Source organism: Cellulosimicrobium sp. KWT-B, assembly GCF_002127155.1.
Lineage (GTDB): Bacteria > Actinomycetota > Actinomycetes > Actinomycetales > Cellulomonadaceae > Cellulosimicrobium > Cellulosimicrobium funkei.
The window spans coordinates 1,403,056-1,422,465 of sequence record NZ_NEDO01000001.1; the positions used below are offsets into that span (position 1 = coordinate 1,403,056).

Here is a 19,410-nt window from a genome sequence, read left to right on the forward strand (position 1 = left end):
GCCGTCTCACCCGCAGCCCGTTGCGGACGTCACACCGCCCGACGCGCGGGCGCGGCCCTCGCTGACCCGGTCAGGGGGCGCGGGGGGCGGTAGGCCGAGGGGCGCGTCGAGGCGACGACGGGGTCGGGGCCCGGGACGCCGCCAGGACCGTGCGCTCGACGTCCCGCACCACGGACGCCGCGGTCTCGTCGTCGAGGCGCGTCACGTCCGCCGTCAGCACGACGTCGACGGCGCCGTCCGGCGCGTCCACGAGGTGCAGCGTGAGCGTGACGCCGCCCTGCTCGTCGGACGCGTCGGCGCGCGCCAGCCGCCGCGACCGCGTGGGTCGTGCGCGCAGCGTCCGGTCGGGCCCGGTGCCGCGCCGGTCGTTGTACCAACAGGTCCCGTCGTGCGCGGTCGTCGGGTCGGCGGCGGCCTCCCGCCGGAGCAGGTCCTTGTCGTAGTACGCCGAGCGGTACGCCGTCATCGCGGCCCGCCAGACGCGCGGCCCGACCTCCTCGAACGGGGCGTCGAGGCCGTCCACGTGGAGCAGGCCCTCCATCGCCGTCGTCACGACGGCGTCCGCGAGCGCCGGCCGGAACCGGTTGCTCACCATGACCTGGAGCGCGAGGTCGTCGCGGCCTGCGGCGGCGGCCAGCGCCCGGCACGACGCCGCGAGCAGCACCCCGGACGTGCTCGTGCGCCACCGGGCGGCCACGCGCTCCGCGGCGGGCCCGAGACGGAGCGAGCGCAGGACGGTCTGCCGGTACCGCGGCCGCGCGGCGGCCACCGCGCCTCCCGCGCCTCCGTCCTCCGTGCCCTCGTCTCCAGGGCCCTCGCGGACGGTGCTCCCGCCGTCCGGGCCCGCAGCGTCGGCGCTCCCCCGCGGGAAGACGACGACGGGCGCCGCCCGCATGGTGCGCAGGGTGCGGGCTCGGGCGGCGGCGTCGTGCCGGCGGCCGTCGTGCGACGTCTGCCAGGCCGCCTCGTCGAGCGGCGTCCACGCGACCCGCTCCGGCGGGGCGCTCCCCGCGGCGAGGGCCGTGAGGTCCGCGTCGAGCACGGGCAGGCCCCAGCCGTCGAGGGCCGTGTGCGCGACGACGAGCACCGTGTGGTGCACCGCGCCGTCGACGGTCACGAGACCGGCGCGCACGGGCAGGTCCGTCGCGTAGTCGAACGTGCGGCCCCAGAGCTCGTGGCGCATGCGTGCGCCCCGCACGGCGACGGCGGCGAGGTCGTCGACGCGCTCCTCGACCACCTCGACCGTCCCGGCGCCGCAGAGCTCCTGGACGAAGCCGTCGCCCCGCGCGTGGATCCGCGTCCGGAGGGAGTCGTGGCGCTCGACGAGCGCCCGCACCACTTCGACCGCCGCGGCGGTGGGCAGCGGTCGGTCGAGCGGACCGCCCCACACGAGGTTGAACTGGTGGTCCTGCGGCGCGAGCGCCGCGAGGGCCCGCCGGATGGCGGTCTGCCCCCACGTGGCTGGCCCCTCGCCCGCGCTCCCGCGGACCTCGACCCGGTGCACGACCCTCATCGGGCCCCCTCCCCTGCGGCGACCGGTCGCGGCACGCGGACCGGGCGGTCGCGCTGCTCCCCCGGCCACGCCCGGACGCGGCACACGTGCGGGCGCGCGCCCGGCGTCGCGCACGCGGCGACGGCTCCGTGCGGGGCCGGCACGTCGGACACCCACCACTCCTGCCCGCGCCAGGCGCCGTCGTCGGCTCGCACGAGCCCTGGGGCCGCGACGTCGAGGCCGAGCACGTCGAGCAGGCGCCCGCCGACCGCCTTGGCGCACGCCTCCAGGCGCGCAAGGCGACGCCAGTCGTCGGCGGCTCCCGCGGTCCGGGCCGCGGGGGCGAGGTAGCGTGCCGCGACGCGAGCGACGTCCACGCGGGGATCGCGCACCTGCACGTCGACACCCACGTCGTCGGCCGCGAGCGCGACGAGCGCGTGCCCCCCGCTCCGGCTGAGGTTCCACCGCTGCCCGACGACGGGCCCCGGCTTCCCGTGCGGCCCCACCTCCCACCGGACGTCCGTTGGCGCCAGGCCCGCGCGCCGCGCGAGGATCGCGCGGGCGGCGACGTGGGCGTGCACGTACCGGGAGGCTTCGGCGGCGACCGCGAACCGCCGGGACCGCGCCCGCTCCGCCGCGCCCAGCAGGGTGTCGCCGCCGAGCACGGGGACCGTCGTGTCGACGAACCAGGCCTCGACGTCGAGGGCTCCGCTCATGCCACGACCTCCAGGCTCGCGACGCGCAGGGGACGGTCGGCCCGCACGAGGACCTCGAGCCCGCCGCGCAGGGGTCGTGCCGCCACCGGCCGCAGATCGGGCACGCGGTGGTGCGCCCCCGGCACGGGCTCGGGCCCGACGGCGAGCACGGCCGCCGTCGCCCCGCGACCCGCCGCCACGCCCGCCGCCGAGTCCTCCAGCACGAGGCACCGCCGCGGGTCGACCCCGAGCAGCCGGGCCCCGGCGCGGAAGCCCTCGGGGTCGGGCTTCCCGCGCGTCACGTCCTCCGAGCACACGAGGCGCCCCGGCACCGGCAGCCCCGCCGCAGTGAGGCGCGCGAGCGCGACCTCGCGCGCCGCCGACGTCACGACGGCCCACGCGCGGGGGTCCAGCCCGGCGAGCAGCTCGGCCGCGCCCGGCACGGCGACGACGCCCTCGGTGTCGTCGCACGAGAGGCGGTGCAGCCACGCGACCTCGCGCGCGACGTCGGCGCCTGGCGCGACGAGGCGGACGACCTCGACGTCGCGCCGCCCGTGCGACGCGGCGACGACGGCCGCGCCGTCGAGCCCGAGGCGGGCGGCCCACGCGAGCGTGTGGCGCTCGATCGCGGCGGACGAGTCGACGAGCGTGCCGTCGAGGTCGAGCAGCAGCGCGTCGCCGCGCCACCGCCACACGCCCGCCGGGCCGCCGCTCACAGCAGCTCCGCCGCGCGCGCGGACCGCGCCGCGGCGTACCGGTCGGCGTACTCCTGCGCGGCGCCCGTCGCGTGCTGGAGGCCGAGCGGCGCGCGGCTCGGGCGGCCGAGCGGCTCGCCCACCGCGCGGGCCACGACGGGCAGGCCGGCCGCCTCGTCCGCGAGCGCCACGAGGAGGTCGGCAGCGTCGAGCCGCTCCCCGCCCGCGGCCGACGCGCGGCGTGCCGCCCACAGCCCGCGCGAGACGTGCCGTCCGCCCGGCACGAGACCGAGGAACCCGCGCACCTCCAGCCGCTCGCACGCGAGGACCTCCACCGTCGCCCGGGTGTCCGCGGTCCGTCCGTCGCCGTGCACGGGGTCGGGGCCGCCAGGTGCCGGGTGAGGGCAGCCCGTCCCGTCGCCCGCGGGGGACACGGTGTCGTCCGACCCGACGGCGGTCGCCGCTACGCCGTGCTCGTCCACGACGCCGTGCTCGTCCACGACGTCCTGCTCGTCCGCCACGAGGTGCTCGGCCGCGCCGTCGAGGTCGCCGTGCGCGGCGTGGTCGGCGACGGCGTCCGCGGCCTGCGCACCGCACGACGCGCAGCCGTGCACGACGACCCGGACTGGCACCGCGGGACCGGCCGCGCGGCAGACGACGACCGCGTCCCGCTCGGCCAGGACCCGCACCGCGTCGAGCGCGGCCGGGTCGAGCCGGTCGTCGCGAGCGGGCAGGTCGGAGCTGTCGTCGCGAGCGGCCGGGTCGAGCCGGTCGTCGCCAGCGGTCGGGCCGCGACGGTCGTCGCGTGCGGCCGGGTCGGCCCGGTCTCCGCGCGCGCCGGGGCCGTGCTGGGCGGGCCCCGCAGGGGACGCGCCGCCCGCCGTGGCGTCCCGCGCCGTGACCGCCCAGGCTGTGCCCGCGGCGAGTGCGTCGAGACCGAACGCGACGAGCTCGTCGACGCGGCTCTCGGGGCGGTCGGCGGGGAGCAGCCCCGAGAGCACCCACGTCCGCACCGCGGCTGCCCGGTGCGCCGTCGTCCCGGGGCCGGAAGGTGGTGGCCAGGCGGTCCGCGCGACGTCGGACCCGAGCAGCCAGCACGCCGCGCCGAGCTCGACGAGCGCGGCGGGCGCGACGCCCCCCAGCCGCGGGCAGACCCCCGCGGCGAGCGCCGCGACGTCGTGCGCGACGACCGCCGGGTCGACGCCGAGCCACCCCGCCCAGGCGTCCCAGGCCCACCCGAAGGGGTGCTCGAGCGGCTCGCCCGCCGCGGGCCGCAGCACGCGCAGCGTGCAGCGCGACCGTTCGAGCGTGACGGCGACCGGCCGCAGGGTCGCCGGGACGCGCGCCGGCGTGCGCTCCGGTCCGGGCCGGTCCCACACGTCCGGGTCGACGACGTCGTCCGCCGGGACGGTGGCGTGCCGGGCGCCGTGCGCGTCGTTGCCCGCGAGGCTGGGGCCGTCGCCGTGCTCGAGCAGGTGCGGGAGCGTCGCGAGGACCGGGTACCGCTCGCGCGCGCAGAACGTCACGACGGCCTCGTCGTCGTCGCGCGCGTCGTCGGGCAGGGTCGCGAGGTGCGCGGCGAGCCGTCGGGCGCCGTCGGCGGGGAGCACGAGGCCGAGCGTCGGCACCCACTCGTCGTGGCCGAGCGGCGCCCAGGCCTGGCCCGCCGCCGCGGCGGCGCGCACGAGGTAGGCGTTGCGCGGGCTGTTCCAGTTCGAGTACAGCGCGACGGCGTGCCGGGGCCGGGCCCGCACCGCGCGCCGGACGAGCTCGGCGAAGCCCGCGACGGGCGTGACGTCGTCCTGGAGCACGAGATGGTGCGTCGCGCCGGGCGCGACGTCGGCCCAGGCGCGCTTCGCGGTGCGCAGCGGGCTGGGCGGACCGTCCGGGTCGGGGTCCTCCACGACGCGGACGTCCAGCGGCGCGCACGCGCGCACGAGGCCGGACACGTCGCCCCGCGCCGGGTGGTGCATGACGACGACGCTCAGCACCGGGTCGCACACCTCGCCCCGCGCGGCGGCCACCCGCCCCGGCCCGGGCTCCCCGGCGCGCGCGACCGCCGCCGCCCCGGCCGTCACGACGCGACCTGCCGCGCTCTGCCGCCGCCCGCGCGTCGTCGCACGAGACGCACCGCGACGGGGAGCAGGACGGCCAGCCCGACGACGTTCGCCACCGCGATCGTCGCGTACAGTGCGGTCGGCCCGCCGCCCGCCCGCGCGAGCGCCCCGCCGACCCCGAGCGACACCGCGTGGTAGAGCACGTTGAGCGTCACGGCGACGCGCCCGTACCCGAGCTGTTCGAGCAGCGTCACGAGGTACAGCACGAGGCCCACGCCCGCGTACGACGGCCCGACGGCCCGCAGGTACAGCGCCGCCTGCGCGGCGACCTCCGGGTCGGCGGAGAGCTGCCCCGCGAGCAGGGGCGCCGCCGCGAGGACGAGGGCGCCCACGACGACGTACGTCCCCGCGACCACGACCGTCCCGGCCCGGAACGTGCGCGGCAGGAGACCGAGCGCACCTGCGCCCCACTGCTGGTTCATGACGATGCTCACCGCGGCCGCGAGGCCGATGGCCGGCACGACGACGAGCGTCTGGACCGTCGCGGCGCCGCCGAACCCGGCGACGACGTCGGTCCCCGAGGGCCCGAGCACCCACACCATGACGAGGTTCGTCACGGTGAGCAGGAGGTAGGACAGACCGACCGGCAGGCCGACGCCGAGGAGGAGCGCGCGCACGTCGACGCCCCGATGGTCCGCCGCGCCCGGTCGGGCGGCGCCGCGCATCCGTCGTCCCGGGGTCGGGAGGAGGCGTGCGCGCACGAGGAGGGCCCACGCGACGCCCGCGCCCACGAGGGTCGACCCGGCGATCGCGACCGGGACGGCGAGGACGCCGAACTCGCCGACCAGCCCGACGAGCCACACGACGAGCACCTGGAGCCCCGCGACGAGCAGCGCCACGGTCGCCGACGCACCCGTGCGGCCCCAGCCGCGCAGCGCGGCGGCCGCCACCGCCGTCGGCACGGACAGGACGCTCGCGAGCACCGTCCAGCGCGCGAACGCCACGAACTCCGCGACGAGCGGGTCCGGCACGGAGAGCACGGTCGCGAGCGCCGGGGCGGCGAGGACGACGAGGAGCGCCACGGCGCCGAGCACCGCACCGCCCGCGGCGACGAACCGCCCCAGGAGCGCCGTCGTCGCGGACGACGGCACGTCGTCCCGGCCGCGCGCGCCGCGCAGGCGCGCGAACCCGACCTGCGTCGAGACGTCGAGGCCCTCCTGGACGGCGAGGACGAGGAACGTCACGGGGATGAACAGCGAGCGCACGTACAGGGCGTCGTCGCCCATGTGGCCGAGGAGCGCCGCGACGACGAGCTGCGCGAGCGCCCCGACGACGAGCGCGGCGCAGATCGGGCCCGCGAGCCGCAGGACGCGCCGGCGCAGCTCCGCGACCGACGGCGCCGACACGCCCGGCAGCCCCGACGCGCCCGGCGGCGCGGCGTCAGGTTCGGGCCCGGGGACGGGCAGGGCCGGTGCCGTTCCCGCCTCCCTAGACGAGCTCGACATGCCGTGCCCTGCCCTGCAGCCAGCCCTGGGCGAGCGTGAGCCGCTGGACGGTCCGCGTGCCCTCCATCATCTCCAGGCCGGGCACGTCGCGGACGAGCTTGTCGAGGTACGGGTGCTCCCACCGCGCGCCGGGGCCGAGCAGCGCGGGCACCGCGCGCGTGACCTCCTCCGCGAGGTCCAGCGCCGTGGCCTTCGCCGCCGCGGGCAGCGTCCCGTCCGCCGGGTCGGCGTCGGCGCCGCGCGCCGCCTGGAGCACGAGGGTCCGGGCCGCGTGGAGACGGTCGTCGAAGGTCTCGAGCAGCCGGCGCTCGTCGGCCCGGAACGACGACCGCTCGGCCCGCACGTAGTCGAGGGCCGCCTGCGTGACGCCCACGGCCAGCGCCGCGACCACGGGTCGGAGCCGGTTGAACGTGCGGACGGCACCGAGGAGCCCGCGGCGCGACGGCGAGAGGTGCCGCCCCAGGGTGTCCTCCGGGCGGAGCGGCACGTCGCGGAGCCGCACCTCGCCGAGCTGCACGGCCCGCATGCCCGTCGTCACGAGCGGCGCGGCGTCGAACCCCGGGCGCGCGGTGTCGACGAGGTAGACCCCGACCCCGAGCGGGCCGGGGCGGTGCCGCGCGAACACGACGCCGAGGCTCGCCCGGGCGACGTTGCCGACGTACTTCTTGTGGCCGCGCAGCACGGCGCCCGGGCTCCCGTCGTCCGCGGCTGCACCGCCCTCGGTCGCACCGCCCTCGGTCGCGCCGTCCGCCGTCGCGCCGCCCGTGGGCGCGCCTCCTGCGACCACCGCGGTCTCGAGCGCGGCGGCGTCGGAGCCGCGGTCGGGCTCGGTGAGCCCGAAGAACGTCCAGGTGCGGGGCTGCGCGACGTGCCGATAGAAGCGGTCGCGCTGCTCGTCGTCCGCGAGGTCGTCCACGACGACCCCGGACATCGACGGTCCCGGCGCCCCGACGACGACGGACGCGTCGCCCCAGGCGAGCGTCTCCGCGACGACGGCGCGCTCGACGCACGTCCGCACGAGCACGGGCACGCCCCGCACGCGCAGCGGGTCGTCGAGATAGCCGGGCGGGAAGCCGCCGAGCTGCCGGTACGGCAGCACGCCGGCGTCGAGGAGCGCGTGCAGCGCGCCCGGGTCGGCGTCGACCGCGAGCGCGCGCTCGCGGAGCGCGACGGCCACGGGGCGCAGGTGGTCCCGCAGCGCCAGGAGGTCGACCGTGGTCATGCGTCCTGCCCTTCCCCGCCGCGGGTCGCCCCGGTCGGCAGCGTCCCGCTCGCGTGGCCGAGCAGGTCGATGGTGCGCGCCAGCCGGGCCGCGTCGCCGTCGACGAACCCCGAGGCGCCGAACAGGTTGTGGACGGCGCGCGACGTGCGGTCGAGCACCGCGGTGGCGCGCGCGAGCGTCGTGGCGGGCACCGGCCCCTCGTCGGCCTGTTCCCCGGGCTCCGCGGTCACGCGCGCCAGCAGCGCCTGCGCCTCCAGGTGCGCGAGCGCCGCGTCCGCGAGGACGAGGCGGACCGGCGGCAGGTTCACCGTCGCCGTGCCGCCGATGCTCCGGCCGCGCAGCCGGTCGACCGCACGGTCGGCCAGCCGTTCGCACAGGCCCGTCCGCGCCCACGCGACCCCGACGCGCCACGCGGCGTCCGCGGCACGGCCGCGCCGGTCGTCCACCGGTCCGGACGCCGCGCGCCAGGCGAGCAGCGGGCTCGCGTCCGACACCACCTCGCCCAGCAGCGCCGCCCCGGGCGGCGGGGCGACGTCGTCGGGCAGCAGGACGCACTCCCCCGGCAGCACCGCGACCGGCAGCACCGCGGCGAGCGCGACGAGCGCCGCGACCGCGCCCTGCTCGCGCGCGACGTCGCGCACCCCGGCGATCCCGGTGACCCGGGCGACCCCGGCCTCCGAGGTCGCTGCACCCCCCGCAGCGCCCGGCGCCACGACGCCGGCGCTCACCGTGCCCGCGTCCCGTGAGACGACCCCCGCGCTCATGCGAGCACCGCCTCGCGGGCGCGGCCGCCGGCCTCCGGGGCCGTCACGGCCCACCGCGGACCGAGGGCGAGCGAGCAGCGGTAGCCGAGCTCGACGCACCGCTCGTGCAGCACGACGGGCGCGTCCGGGGCGTCGTCGTCCGCGAGCACCTCCCAGACGCCCGTCGCCGCGGCCCCGGAGTCGGCGTGCCGCACGACGTCGCCGTCGAGCAGGGGCACGTCGGCCGGGTCCACGTCGACACCGAGGACGACGCGCCGGACGACGGGGCCCGCCTCGCGGGGTGCGTCGGACGACCTCGCCGGCGCGCCGGGACGCACGGGGCGCGAACCTCGCGAGGCACGCGCGACCGACAGGTCCTCGACGGGCCGACCCGCGCCGTCGCGCGCGACGACGAGCGCCACCACGCGGTCCCGCGCCGGGACGCGCGTCGCGGTGGGCGGGAGCGTGCACTGCTCGAGGACGAGCACGACGGCCGTCCCTGCGCGCCCGGCATCGCCCGGCCCGCCGACCGGTCCGCCGCGCGACCCGACAACGGGCCCGCCGTCGGCGAGCAGCTCACCCGCGAGGCGTAGCGCGGTGAACGGGCCCGCGAGCCCCTGCTCCGTGACGCAGAAGGTGGACGGGCCGCCGTCGAACAGGTCCGCGACGAAGCCGCCGAGGAGCCGCTCGTGCTGGAGGTCGGGCGTCGTCACGACGAGCACGACGAGGCGCACGTCGTCGAGCAGCCCACGCCCGCCGAGCGCCGCGTGCGCCGCGCGGATCATCGTCGGGTAGTCGCGGCCCGGCCCGTCCTCGAGCCAGTCCGTCGGCTGGTCCTCGCCGTAGACGTACCGCAGATCCTCCGCGACCGACCGCCGCGTCCCGTCCCCGACGGGCGCGAGGTCGTCGACCGGCACGTCCACGACGGCCCGCACCCGCAGCGCGTCCTCGCGCGGACCCGACCCCGGCGAGGCTCCGGGCCCCGCACCGCTGCCCCCGAGCGGCACGTCAGTTCCGGGTCGAGTGCTCGACGACGAAGTCCGTCAGCGAGCCGACCGTCTCGAGGTGGTGCTGCTCGAGCGACTCCGGGTCGACCTCCATGTCGAGGGAGTCCTCGAGGGCCATGAGCAGGCCGAGGACGCTCGTGGAGTCGAGGTCGAGGTCGTCGAACAGGCGCGTCGTCGCGGTCACGTCGGGCAGCGGTCGTCCGAGGACGCTCGACAGGGCCTCGACGACGGCCCCGACGACGCGCTCGCGGCCGAGGGCCTCCTGCGGCTCGGTGCTGGTGCTCACGATGGTTCCTCCGGGTGGTGGGTCGGCGCCCGCGAGGCGGGCGGTGGCTGGACGACGGCGGACGAGCGGTGGGTCAGGGGACGGCGACGGGCTCGACCCGCGGACCGAGGTCGTGGAACACCTGGCGCGCGAGGAGGTCGTCGGGCGTGTCCGCGTGCCGGACGAGGAACGTCTCGTCGCCCAGCGTGAGCACCTCGGCCGGGTACCCGTGGCTGAGGAAGTGCACCGGCGACGCCGTCGCGCCGTACGCGCCGGAGCGGTCCACCGCGACGAGGTCGCCCGGCGCGAGGTCGGCCGGGAGCGGCACGGCCTTGCCGATCGTGTCGTTGGGGGTGCACAGCGGGCCCGTCACGTTCCACGCGACGTCCTCGGCGGTCGACGCGGGCCCCACGCGGCGCATCGGGAAGTTGCGCTTGACGAACGACCCGATGCCGACGGCCGCCATGTGGTGGTTCGTGCCGCCGTCGGCCACGGCGAACCGCTCGCCCATCGACTCCTTGACGTAGCGCACGCGCGCGACGTACGTGCCGCACAGCGCCACGAGGTAGCGGCCGAGCTCCATGACGAGGTCGGTCCGGGGGTGGCGCTGCACGAACGCCTCGACGACGGGGTTGAGCGCCGCGGTGAGGACCTCGACGTCGAGGTCGCGCTCGCGCTCGAAGTACGCGACGCCCAGGCCGCCGCCGACGTCGACGAGCTCGAGGGGGAACCGCAGGCGCTCCGCGAGCCGTTCGGCGAGCTCGAAGATGCGCGTCGTGTTCTCGACGATCGTGCCCTCGTCGAGGATCCGCGTCCCCATGTACACCTGGACGCCCACGACGCGGGCCGCGGTGAGGCCGGGGCACAGGTCGGGCGCGTCGAGGAGCTGCTGTTCGTCGATGCCGAACTGGCGCGGCTTGCCGCCCATGGTGAGCCCGGAGCCCTTGACCGAGAACGACGGGTTGACGCGCAGCACGACGCGCGCGGGCCGTCCCACCGCCTGCGCGAGCTCGTCCACGAGCGCGAGCTCCGGGAGCGACTCGACGATGATCGCGCGCACGCCCGTGTTGAGGCACGAGACGAGCTCCTCCCGGCTCTTGCCGGGGCCGAGGAACAGGACGTCCTGCGGTGCGACGCCCGCGGCGAGCGCGGTGCGCAGCTCGGCGAGCGACGACACCTCGGCGTTCGCGCCGAGCGCGTGCAGCAGCCCGCACACGCTGACGTTGGGGTTCGCCTTGAGCGAGTAGAAGATCCCCAGCGCGGGGTGCAGCCGCTCGCGCAGCGCCCGGTAGTTCGCGGCGAGCACGTCGCCGTCGTACACGTACACGGGGGTCCCGTACCGCTCCGCGACCGCGGCGAGGTCGGCGCTCCCGGGCGTCGTCGGCCGGGTCGGGGTCGTGGTCATCGGGCGTCTCCTTCGGTGGGGCGGCCGGTGGGCCGCGAGGCCAGCCGCTCCGTCACGGCGCGGTCGAGGCGGGTCAGGGTGTCCTCGTCGGGTGCGACGAGGAGGCCGTGGAGCCGGCCCGCGAACGTCGTGCTCGGCGTCGGCCCGGACGCGCCCGACGCCCCCGCGTTGACCGTGCCGGTCCCCTGGACCACGAGGCCCGCCTCGCCGGGGGCGCCGGGCAGCAGGTCGCCGAGCAGGCCGTGGAGCGCCGCGAACGGGAGCGGCGCGTCGAGCACCAGCGGATACTGGCGCGCGAGCGCGACCCACCCGTCGGGCTGGAACCGCTCCTGGAGCGGGACGGTGTACGTCGACATGTTGCTGCGCGCGTTGATCTCGAGGACGGGCAGGAGCCGGCCATCGGTACGCACGAGCGCGTCGACCCCGACGAGGCCGTGGAAGCCGTCGGCCGCGAGCCGCGCGCCGAGGCGGCCCGACAGCTCGGCCAGCGCGTCGACCTGGTCCGCGGGCAGGCGCGACGGGATGCGGTGGCCCTTGTGGACGCCGCCCTCCGTGATCGCCTCCTTGACGAAGTCGAACGCGACCGAGCCGTCCCGCGCGACCGTGAAGTGGTAGTTGAGGTCCGTCGCCTTGTCGGCCCAGACCTCCACCACGACGGCGAGGCGGTCGTCGCCCGACCGCGCGGCCCGGCGCGCGACCATGCGCACGAGCTGGTCGAGCCGGCGCGGGTCGTCGACGACGAGGATCCCCTTCCCGGAGACGCCGTACGCGTCCTTGACGCCGACGGTCGCGCCGTCCGCGACGAGCCGCGCGGCCTCGGCGCACGCACGCTCGAAGTCCTCGACGGTGCGGCACGCCCAGCCCCGCGCCTGCTCGACGCCCAGCTCGTCGCACAGACCGCGGCTGTAGACCTTGCTGTTGACGGTCTTGGTCGTCGCCGCGTCGGGCAGCACCGAGCGCAGGCCCGTCGCCGTCGCGAGGTCCTCCTCGGCCGACGACGTCCCGTGCGCGAGGAGCCGCACGCCGTCCGCCGCGAGCTCCCCCAGGCGCGCGAGCAGCGCGGGCGAGTCGAGCGCGTCGAGCGTCACCGTGCGCAGCGGGTCGCTCGACCCGGCGACGTGCACCGTGGGGAGCCCGACGCCGAGCGCGTCCAGGTGCGCGAGGTGGTCGGGGTCCGGCTCGGCCTTGAGCACGACGTGGTCGCGCGGGCCCGCGAGGAGCAGCGCGAGCTCGTCCATGCGGTGGACGAGCGCGGCCGTCGCCGACGCGCCGCCGACGGCGGGCAGGCCGACCTCCCCGGCCGCCCACGCGTCCTCGACCTCGACGTTCCCCAGCAGCACGAGCGGCGCGTCGGGCGCGCCCGCGAGCGCGCGCTTCGTCCGCGCGAGGAACGGCTCGCGGCCGGCCGCCGCGGTGGTCTGCGGGGCGATCCCCGTCACCTGCTCGACCGTCATGCCTGCTCCTTCGTGTCGTGGGCCGCGGCGCCGTCGGAGCCCTCGGAGACCCCGGTGACCCCGGAGCCCTCCGAGCCCTCGTGGCGCAGGACCATGGCGGAGAACGTGGCGCCCAGCCCGACGGCGACCATGAGGAACGGGTCGCCGGGCCACAGCCGACCCTCGGCGCGCGCGGCGGCGTAGCCGATGAACGAGTCCGCCCCGAAGCAGTGCCCGGTCACCGGGACGTCGTCGAGCCGGACGCGCGCGAGCGGGAGGCCGAGCCGCGTGCACAGCCGCCGCCAGGACACGCGGTTGACGTTGTGCGGCAGGACGAGCGCGAGGTCGTCCAGCGTGAGGCCCGCGCGCCCGACGGCCTCCAGCACGACCTCGGCGAGCACCTCGGTGTACGCGACGCCGAACGGGCCCGCGAGCTCCTCGGGGAGCGGCACCTGGTGGTACTCGCCCAGCGTGCGGGTCGCGTAGGCGAGGACGGGGCTGCCCGGCGCGGGCACGTCGGCGGACGAGCCTGCCGGTCGCGACGCCGCGACGAGGCACGCCGCCGTGCCCTCGCCCATGATCGTCGTGCCCTCGATGAGCCGGGAGCCCGGGCTGAACGCCTTCTCGCCCGTGAGCACGAGCGCGAGCGCGTCCGGGTCGCCGTCCGACGCGAGGAGGCGCCCCGCCAGGTCGACCGCGAGCAGCGCCGACGCGCACGCGTGCTGGGTGAGCGTCCACACGACCGCGTGGTCCAGACCGAGGCGCGTCGCGGCGTCGTGCAGGGGGTTCACCCCGACCGGGGCGACCGTCGCGATGGTCCGCGCCCCCAGCACGTACCGGACGCGGTGCTCGTTGCCCGCGAGCCCGGGCACCGCCCGCGCCGCGGCGACGAGCAGGTCGGTGAGGGTCTGCCCCGGCGCCGTGCACACCTCGCGCAGCCCGAAGAACCGCTCGAACACGCCGAGCTCGAGGTGGTCGAGACCGAGCTCGTCGGCGAGGTCCCGGATCGGCACGCGCGTCGCGGGCACGTGCGCGCCGACGTCGACGAGGGTCGTCATGCCGCCGTCCCGGGGACGTCGACGACGCTGCGCAGGTGCGCCGCGAGCGCGCGGGGCGTCGGGTTGTCGACGACGGCCTCCGGGTCGAGGTCGACGCCGAGGGCGTCCTCCAGGTCGCCGAGCAGCGCCAGCACCTGGACCGAGCCGAGGCCGAGCCCGGCGAGGTCGGCCCCCGCGTCCACGTCGGCGGGGGCGACGCCGAGCGCGGTGGCGACGTGGCGCAGCACGAGGTCGTCGAAGGCGTCGGGGCGGGGTGCGGTCATGGTCGGCTCCCTGCGAGCTCGGGGTGCGCGCGGTCGCGGGCCGCGCGCAGGGAGTGGAGCGCGGCCAGGTCGCCCCGGCCGTGCAGGTCGCGCGCCCGGCCGCGCTGGATCTTGCCGCTCGTGGTCCGCGGCACCTGGCCAGGACGCACGAGGACGACGTCGTGCACCGCGGCGCCCGAGACCGTCGCGAGGTGGGCCGCCATCTGCCGGACGACGGCGTCCAGCTCCTCCTCGGCGCTCGCCGCACCGCCCGCCCGGGCACCCGGCGTGGGGCGGAACTCCTGGACCGCGCACAGCGTGCCCGGCCGACCGTCCGCCTCGAACACCGCACCCGGGCGGCCCTCGGCACCGGGGTGCAGGCGGCGCAGCTCGCGCTCCAGGTCGTACGGGTAGAGGTTGCGCCCCGCGACGATGAGCAGCTCCTTGATGCGGCCCGTGACGACGAGCTGGCCGCCGTGCAGCGCCCCCAGGTCGCCGGTCCGCAGCCACGGGCCCGTGCCGTCCGCGGCGACGGCGCCGAAGGTCTCCGCCGTCGCGGACGCCGCCGCGTCGCCCCAGTACCCGGCCGCGACGCTGCCGCCGCGCAGCCAGACCTCGCCGACCGCGCCGTCCGGCACGGTGGCGCCCTCGCCGTCCACGACCCGCAGCTCCACCCCGCTCGGCACGCCGCAGCACACCAGGCGCGTGCCCGGACCCTCGACCGCCGCAGCGTCGGGGAGGGCGGACAGATAGGAAGCCTCCTCCGACACGACCAGGCGGCCGTTGGCGAGCGCCGTCTCGTCCGCCGTGACGACGAGCGGGAGGCGCCTGTCGGGGTACGTGGCCGTCAGCGTCGCCTCCGCGAGGCCGTACCCCGGACCGTGCGCGGACCCGCGGAAGCCCACGGGCTCGAACCGGCGCGAGAACGCGTCGAGGACGGCCGGGTCGACCGGCTCGGCGCCGCCGAGCGCCCAGCGCAGGCGGGACAGGTCGAGCTCGGCGAGCTGGTCGTCGCGCACGCGCCGCGCGCACTGGTCGTAGCCGAAGTTCGGCGACGCCGTGACGGTCGCCCCCGTCTCGGTGATGGCGGAGAGCCAGCGGACGGGGCGCTTGAGGAACGACGTCGAGGGCACGACGACCGCCGTCGCCCCGAGGCCGAGCGGCACGAGCAGCATCCCGACGAGGCCGAAGTCGTGGTACCCCGGGAGCCAGCTGCAGAAGACGTCGTCCGGGACGAGGCCGAGCGTCGTGGTGAAGGCGTCGTGGTGGTGCAGCACGTTCGCGTGCGTGACCACGACGCCCTTGGGGCTGCTCGTGGACCCGGAGGTGTACTGGAGGAACGCGACGTCCTGCGGGCCCGGGCGGTCCCGCCGCGCCGGGCCGTCCGTCGCGCCGTCGACCACGGTGACGGCGACCGGGCCGCCGTCGGCGCGCCGCAGCGGCACGGCCCACTCCGTCGTCTCGATCGCGGCGGTCGGGTCGACGAGGACGACGGCGGCGTCGCAGTCCGCGAGCATGCCGCGCACGCGCTCGCGCTGGTACGCCTGCCCGCCCGGGAGGGGGGACGGGACGGGCACCAGCCCGGCGGAGAAGCACGCGAGGAGCCCGACGACGAACGACGCCGTGGCGGAGTAGAGCACCAGCGCGCGGTCACCGGGCTCGTGGCGGGCGGCGAGGCGGGCCGCGAGCGCCGCCGCCTGCGCGTCGAGCTCGGCGTAGGTGAGCGTCCGCCGCTCCCCCACCTCCGGCACGACGACGACCGCGGGGTGGTCCGGGCGCTCGCGCACGTGGTCGCGGACGAGGTCCACGAGAGTCTGGTCGTCCGGCAGCACGCCCACGTCGCCCCCTGCTCGCCGGCGCCGGGACCGTCCCGACGCACGCGGACGCCAGGAAGCACACGCCCCACCCCGGCGGTCCGGGGGAAGCCTCGCAGCGGTTGCTCGCGGTGTAAACAAATTCCCGTGGCCGGAAGAGGACAAATGCCTTCTCTCGACCGCAACCCGTCACATCGGTCCGCACCGCGGGACGGCCCGGGACCGTTGCCGGGGTCGACTACAGTCACACGGCGTGACCTCGACGGAGCGGGACCCGGTCCTCGGGGCCCGCCGTTCCGCGCGGGCCCTCGCGCTGCGCCGCGCGCACGACGTGCTCGTCCTCGACGACGGCAGCGAGGCCTGCCCGGAGCCCCTGTGGCTCCGGGTCCGCGAGCGCGCCCGCCACGCTGCACGCCTCCGCGTCGTGATGCTCGGCGCGGATCGCGGCGAGGTCACGGACGGCACGCCCGCGCAGGACGGCGGCCCCGGTCGTGCGGCGGGTCGGCCCGGTGACGCGAGCGGCAGCGCCCCCGCGGTCGAGCGACGGGTCGCGACCTCCCTCCCGGTGTTGCTCGTCGCCCTCGACGACACCGTCGTGCTCGTGGCGCGCCCCGGGCGCACGCGCGCCGTGACCGACCGCGACGCCGTCGCCGCGCTCCGCGCCCTCGCTGAGTCCGAGTGGGACCGCGCACGGCCCGACGGCGACGCCCTCGCCCCGAGCGAGGACACGCTGCTGCGGCTGCTCGCCGAGGGCAAGACCGACACCGCCGTCGCCGTCCGGCTCGGCGTCTCGCCGCGCACCGTGCGCCGTCACGCCGCCGACCTCATGGGGCGGCTCGGCGCCACCAGCCGGTTCGAGGCCGGCGTCCGGGCCGCGCAGCGCGGCTGGATCCGGATGACCGACCGCTGACGAGACCGTTGCCCGCCGGGGCATCCGCCACTATCCTGGAACGAGCCCGTCGCGCTGAGCGTAGGGAAGTGGACCCGAGACCCGTCCGGATGGTCGTGGCGCTCGGGTCTCGCGCTGTCCGGGCTCGGTGCTAGAGATCGACGACCCGGTTCACCACGGGCTCGCACCGCTGGCGCCAGGAGGTGCCCCTCGCCCAGGCCCAGGCGATCGCGTCGGGCAGCGCTAGCAGCGGTTCGGCGGCCGCGCTCTCGTGCCGGTACGCCAGGCTCTCCGAGCACCCGGCCGCTCGGGTGGCCTCGATGAGGTGTCTGCGGTCACGCTGGACCAAGCTCTCGTCCCGCTCGAGGCAGAGGTGCGTGCGCCGGTCGCGGGCGATGTCCTCGACGAGGGCGCGCAGGCACCTCTCGCGCCGTTCGAGCTCCGTCCGGTACGCAGTTCCTGCCCGATAGACCGTCACCTCAGGGGCCAGTCCGACGAACGCTTCGAGGATCTTCCGGCGACGGGCGTCGCTCTCCCGCTTCATGTGGATGCGCGGCTGGCGGGGCATCGTGAGGTCGCGGACGACCTTTCGCGCCGTGTTCATCGAGCCGGGCAGCACCACGGCTGCGACGAGCAGGTACTCCCGTGCCTTGCTCTCGTCGACGAACACCTGACCGACCATGTGGCCACCTTCCCCTGAGACGACCCGAGGGTACGCGCCGGGGTGCGACACCGGGACCGGCCCAAGGCGTCCGCCCGCAGCGGGAAGCGATCGGCGGCCTCGGGGGCGCCGTCTCACGACCGGGAAAGACGGCCACCCCGCCAGCACGCGGGCGCTCAGCGCGCCGCGTCCGCCGCGACCTGGGCGTCGCTGCGCAGGATGCAGAACTCGTTGCCCTCCGGGTCGGCGAGGACGACCCAGCCGCCGCCGTCGGGCGTGCGGCGGTCGGCGACCTGGGTCGCGCCGAGCGCGAGCAGGCGCTCGACCTCCTCCTCGCGCGACCCGTCGGTGGGCCGCAGGTCGAGGTGGACGCGGTTCTTCAGCTGCTTGTCGTCGGGCACCTCGACGAACAGGACGCGCCCGCGGCTCTCGACGGGCGTCGTCGCGTCGGCCGGCGGGACGATCATGCACTCCTCGTGGCCGGGGAGGTTCGGGTCGTCGGGCACGTCGGTGTACCCGAGCACCTGGGCCCAGAAGACGGACTGCGCGTAGGCGTCCCGCGCGTCGAACGTGGTGTGGGAGATACGAGAGGTCATGGCGCGACCCTGCCACGCGCTCGCCGCGCGGGCACCGGCTTTTCGGCCCACACTGACCGGCGTGAGCCCACGGACGAGGCACGTCGCATGGACCGGCTGGGACGACGACCCCGACCGCCTCGAGGCGGCGACGGTCACCGTCCGCGGCGACCGCCTGGCCGCGCTCGGCACGTCGCGCGCCACCACCTACGCGACGGCGTGGGCGCTGCGCACCGGGCCGGGCTGGGTCACGGAGCACCTCGACGTGTCGGTGCGTGGCCTCGGGTGGTCGCGGCACCTCGACCTCGTCCGGGTGCCCGACGGCGCGTGGCGGGCCGACGTGCGCGAGGCGGGGACGCCGCCGTCGGGCCTGGCCGGGCCCGGCGTGGAGGACCCGGCCACGCTCGACGGGGCGCTGGACTGCGACATCGCGCTCTGCCCGGTGACGAACACGATGCCGATCCTGCGGCTCGGACTGCTCGGGGACGACCCGCCGGCGCACGAGACGCACCTCGTGATGGCCTGGGTCGAGGTGCCGTCGCTGCGCGTCCTGCGCAGCGACCAGGTCTACGCGGCGCGCGAGCCCCTCGACCCCGCGACCGGGCACGGCGTCGTCAGGTACACGAGCGCGACGCGCGACTTCACGGCCGACCTCACCGTCGACGCCGACGGTCTCGTCGTGGACTACCCGGAGCTCGCGCGCCGCCTCTGACCCCGCCGACCACGAGGTTGCCGTCGCTCTCGCGTCGAGGACGACAGGAGGCTCGTGCTCGACCGCGCGCAGGGTCGTGGTCGGTGAGGCGTGCCCGCCCCGTCAGTCCTGCGGCGGGCGGCGCAGGCGCTTGACGTCGGTCCGCCGCTTCTTGGCGGCGATCCGCCGCTCGACGGACCCGCGCGTGGGCCGCGTCGCCCGCCGCGACGGCCCCGGCGGCGCCACGGCGGCGGCCAGCAGCGCGGCGAGCCGGGTGCGCGCCGCCTCGCGGTTGCGCCGCTGCTCCCGGTGCTCGGACGCCGCGACCGTGACGACGCCCCCGACGACGCGGCGACCCAGCCGGTCGAGCAGGCGCGCGCGCTGGGCCTCGGTGAGGACCGCCGACCGGGCGACGTCCCACGACAGCTCGACGCGCGAGTCCGTCGTGTTGACGCCCTGCCCGCCGGGGCCGGACGAGCGCGAGAACCGCCACGACAGCTCCGCCTCGGGGACGACCAGTGCGGTCGTCACGCGCAGGCCGGGGCGGGCGTCGTCGGGCATCCGTCCATCGTGCCCGACGAGGACCCCCCAGCCCAACGGATTCGGGCCCCAGCCCCCTGGCCAACCACGGTCCGTCGAGCACGGGACGAGCGACCGGAAAGGCGCCCTCCCGGTCGCGGACCGCGTGCTCGGCGCAGCCGTTCGACGGGCGGGACGACCCGTCCGACCTGCAAGATCACAGCGCGCCCTCCTTGACCTCAACCGTGGTCGAGGTCCTAGCGTGGCTGCATACCGACGGAAGGAACCTGAGGAACCATGCCTGTCTACACTCTCCCCGAGCTGTCCTACGACTACGGTGCGCTCGAGCCGCACATCTCCGGGCGGATCATGGAGCTGCACCACTCCAAGCACCACCAGGCCTACGTCACCGGCGCGAACACCGCCCTGGAGAAGCTCGCCG

General features: G+C 77.3%; 19 protein-coding genes and 1 pseudogene. 3 read left to right on the plus strand and 17 right to left on the minus strand.

Going from position 1 to position 19,410, the window contains the following annotated elements:
- Nucleotides 1-70: 70 nt before the first annotated feature.
- From B9L22_RS06105 to B9L22_RS06170, 14 genes are all read right to left on the minus strand, one after another.
- On the minus strand, nucleotides 71-1,513 hold the full coding sequence (locus B9L22_RS06105) for a condensation domain-containing protein (RefSeq protein ID WP_143317103.1): 1,443 nt from the start codon (nucleotides 1,511-1,513) through the stop codon (nucleotides 71-73).
- Nucleotides 1,510-2,208, minus strand: a complete 699-nt coding sequence (locus B9L22_RS06110) for a 4'-phosphopantetheinyl transferase superfamily protein (protein ID WP_086149561.1) — start codon at nucleotides 2,206-2,208, stop codon at nucleotides 1,510-1,512. Before B9L22_RS06110 ends, B9L22_RS06105 begins: the two co-directional genes overlap by 4 nt.
- A complete protein-coding gene (locus tag B9L22_RS06115; RefSeq protein ID WP_086149562.1) occupies nucleotides 2,205-2,903 on the minus strand; it encodes an HAD-IA family hydrolase in 699 nt (232 codons plus the stop codon). The genes B9L22_RS06110 and B9L22_RS06115 overlap by 4 nt, the downstream gene beginning before the upstream one ends.
- Complete coding sequence (locus tag B9L22_RS19940; protein WP_086149563.1) at nucleotides 2,900-4,960, minus strand: hypothetical protein; 2,061 nt, start codon at nucleotides 4,958-4,960, stop codon at nucleotides 2,900-2,902. Before B9L22_RS19940 ends, B9L22_RS06115 begins: the two co-directional genes overlap by 4 nt.
- The gene (locus tag B9L22_RS06125) at nucleotides 4,957-6,345 is read right to left on the minus strand and encodes an MATE family efflux transporter (protein ID WP_158097155.1); all 1,389 of its coding nucleotides are present in this window, start codon (nucleotides 6,343-6,345) and stop codon (nucleotides 4,957-4,959) included. The genes B9L22_RS19940 and B9L22_RS06125 overlap by 4 nt, the downstream gene beginning before the upstream one ends.
- A gap of 82 nt (nucleotides 6,346-6,427) precedes the next feature.
- Nucleotides 6,428-7,666 carry an acyl-CoA dehydrogenase family protein gene (locus B9L22_RS06130; protein ID WP_086149565.1) on the minus strand — a complete coding sequence of 413 codons (1,239 nt, stop codon included), beginning with the start codon at nucleotides 7,664-7,666 and terminating at the stop codon, nucleotides 6,428-6,430.
- Entirely contained in the window at nucleotides 7,663-8,430 is a 768-nt protein-coding gene (locus B9L22_RS06135; protein ID WP_086149566.1) for an acyl-CoA dehydrogenase family protein, read from the minus strand. The genes B9L22_RS06130 and B9L22_RS06135 overlap by 4 nt, the downstream gene beginning before the upstream one ends.
- Nucleotides 8,427-9,344 (minus strand): hypothetical protein, encoded by a 918-nt coding sequence (locus B9L22_RS06140; protein WP_143317105.1) that lies wholly within the window; start codon nucleotides 9,342-9,344, stop codon nucleotides 8,427-8,429. The genes B9L22_RS06135 and B9L22_RS06140 overlap by 4 nt, the downstream gene beginning before the upstream one ends.
- A 73-nt stretch (nucleotides 9,345-9,417) precedes the next feature.
- On the minus strand, nucleotides 9,418-9,702 hold the full coding sequence (locus tag B9L22_RS06145) for an acyl carrier protein (RefSeq protein WP_021482864.1): 285 nt from the start codon (nucleotides 9,700-9,702) through the stop codon (nucleotides 9,418-9,420).
- A gap of 73 nt (nucleotides 9,703-9,775) precedes the next feature.
- Nucleotides 9,776-11,086, minus strand: a complete 1,311-nt coding sequence (locus B9L22_RS06150; RefSeq protein ID WP_086149568.1) for a type III PLP-dependent enzyme — start codon at nucleotides 11,084-11,086, stop codon at nucleotides 9,776-9,778.
- The gene (locus B9L22_RS06155; RefSeq protein ID WP_143317107.1) at nucleotides 11,083-12,540 is read right to left on the minus strand and encodes an ATP-grasp domain-containing protein; all 1,458 of its coding nucleotides are present in this window, start codon (nucleotides 12,538-12,540) and stop codon (nucleotides 11,083-11,085) included. Before B9L22_RS06155 ends, B9L22_RS06150 begins: the two co-directional genes overlap by 4 nt.
- Entirely contained in the window at nucleotides 12,537-13,577 is a 1,041-nt protein-coding gene (locus tag B9L22_RS06160) for a 3-oxoacyl-[acyl-carrier-protein] synthase III C-terminal domain-containing protein (protein WP_086149569.1), read from the minus strand. Before B9L22_RS06160 ends, B9L22_RS06155 begins: the two co-directional genes overlap by 4 nt.
- The gene (locus B9L22_RS06165) at nucleotides 13,574-13,840 is read right to left on the minus strand and encodes an acyl carrier protein (RefSeq protein ID WP_051028423.1); all 267 of its coding nucleotides are present in this window, start codon (nucleotides 13,838-13,840) and stop codon (nucleotides 13,574-13,576) included. The genes B9L22_RS06160 and B9L22_RS06165 overlap by 4 nt, the downstream gene beginning before the upstream one ends.
- Nucleotides 13,837-15,657: a fatty acyl-AMP ligase gene (locus tag B9L22_RS06170; protein ID WP_158097156.1), complete on the minus strand. Its 1,821-nt coding sequence runs from the start codon at nucleotides 15,655-15,657 to the stop codon at nucleotides 13,837-13,839. Before B9L22_RS06170 ends, B9L22_RS06165 begins: the two co-directional genes overlap by 4 nt.
- Nucleotides 15,658-15,886: 229 nt before the next feature.
- Here B9L22_RS06170 and B9L22_RS06175 point away from each other — a divergent pair, with 229 nt between their 5' ends.
- On the plus strand, nucleotides 15,887-16,543 hold the full coding sequence (locus tag B9L22_RS06175; RefSeq protein WP_198947209.1) for a LuxR C-terminal-related transcriptional regulator: 657 nt from the start codon (nucleotides 15,887-15,889) through the stop codon (nucleotides 16,541-16,543).
- A 130-nt stretch (nucleotides 16,544-16,673) separates the two neighbouring features.
- Here the strand turns inward: B9L22_RS06175 and B9L22_RS06180 are convergent, their stop codons facing one another.
- Nucleotides 16,674-17,192 carry a hypothetical protein gene (locus B9L22_RS06180; RefSeq protein ID WP_233139759.1) on the minus strand — a complete coding sequence of 173 codons (519 nt, stop codon included), beginning with the start codon at nucleotides 17,190-17,192 and terminating at the stop codon, nucleotides 16,674-16,676.
- A gap of 167 nt (nucleotides 17,193-17,359) precedes the next feature.
- A complete protein-coding gene (locus B9L22_RS19945; protein ID WP_086149572.1) occupies nucleotides 17,360-17,779 on the minus strand; it encodes a VOC family protein in 420 nt (139 codons plus the stop codon).
- Nucleotides 17,780-17,840: 61 nt separating this feature from the next.
- Between B9L22_RS19945 and B9L22_RS06190 the strand changes: the two genes are divergently transcribed.
- Nucleotides 17,841-18,470: a putative glycolipid-binding domain-containing protein gene (locus tag B9L22_RS06190; protein ID WP_233139760.1), complete on the plus strand. Its 630-nt coding sequence runs from the start codon at nucleotides 17,841-17,843 to the stop codon at nucleotides 18,468-18,470.
- Nucleotides 18,471-18,572: 102 nt separating this feature from the next.
- Here the strand turns inward: B9L22_RS06190 and arfB are convergent, their stop codons facing one another.
- Nucleotides 18,573-19,010 (minus strand): alternative ribosome rescue aminoacyl-tRNA hydrolase ArfB, encoded by a 438-nt coding sequence (gene arfB / locus B9L22_RS06195; RefSeq protein ID WP_061268884.1) that lies wholly within the window; start codon nucleotides 19,008-19,010, stop codon nucleotides 18,573-18,575.
- Nucleotides 19,011-19,265: 255 nt separating this feature from the next.
- Here arfB and B9L22_RS06200 point away from each other — a divergent pair.
- A pseudogene (locus B9L22_RS06200) lies at nucleotides 19,266-19,410 on the plus strand (superoxide dismutase); the annotation flags it as partial.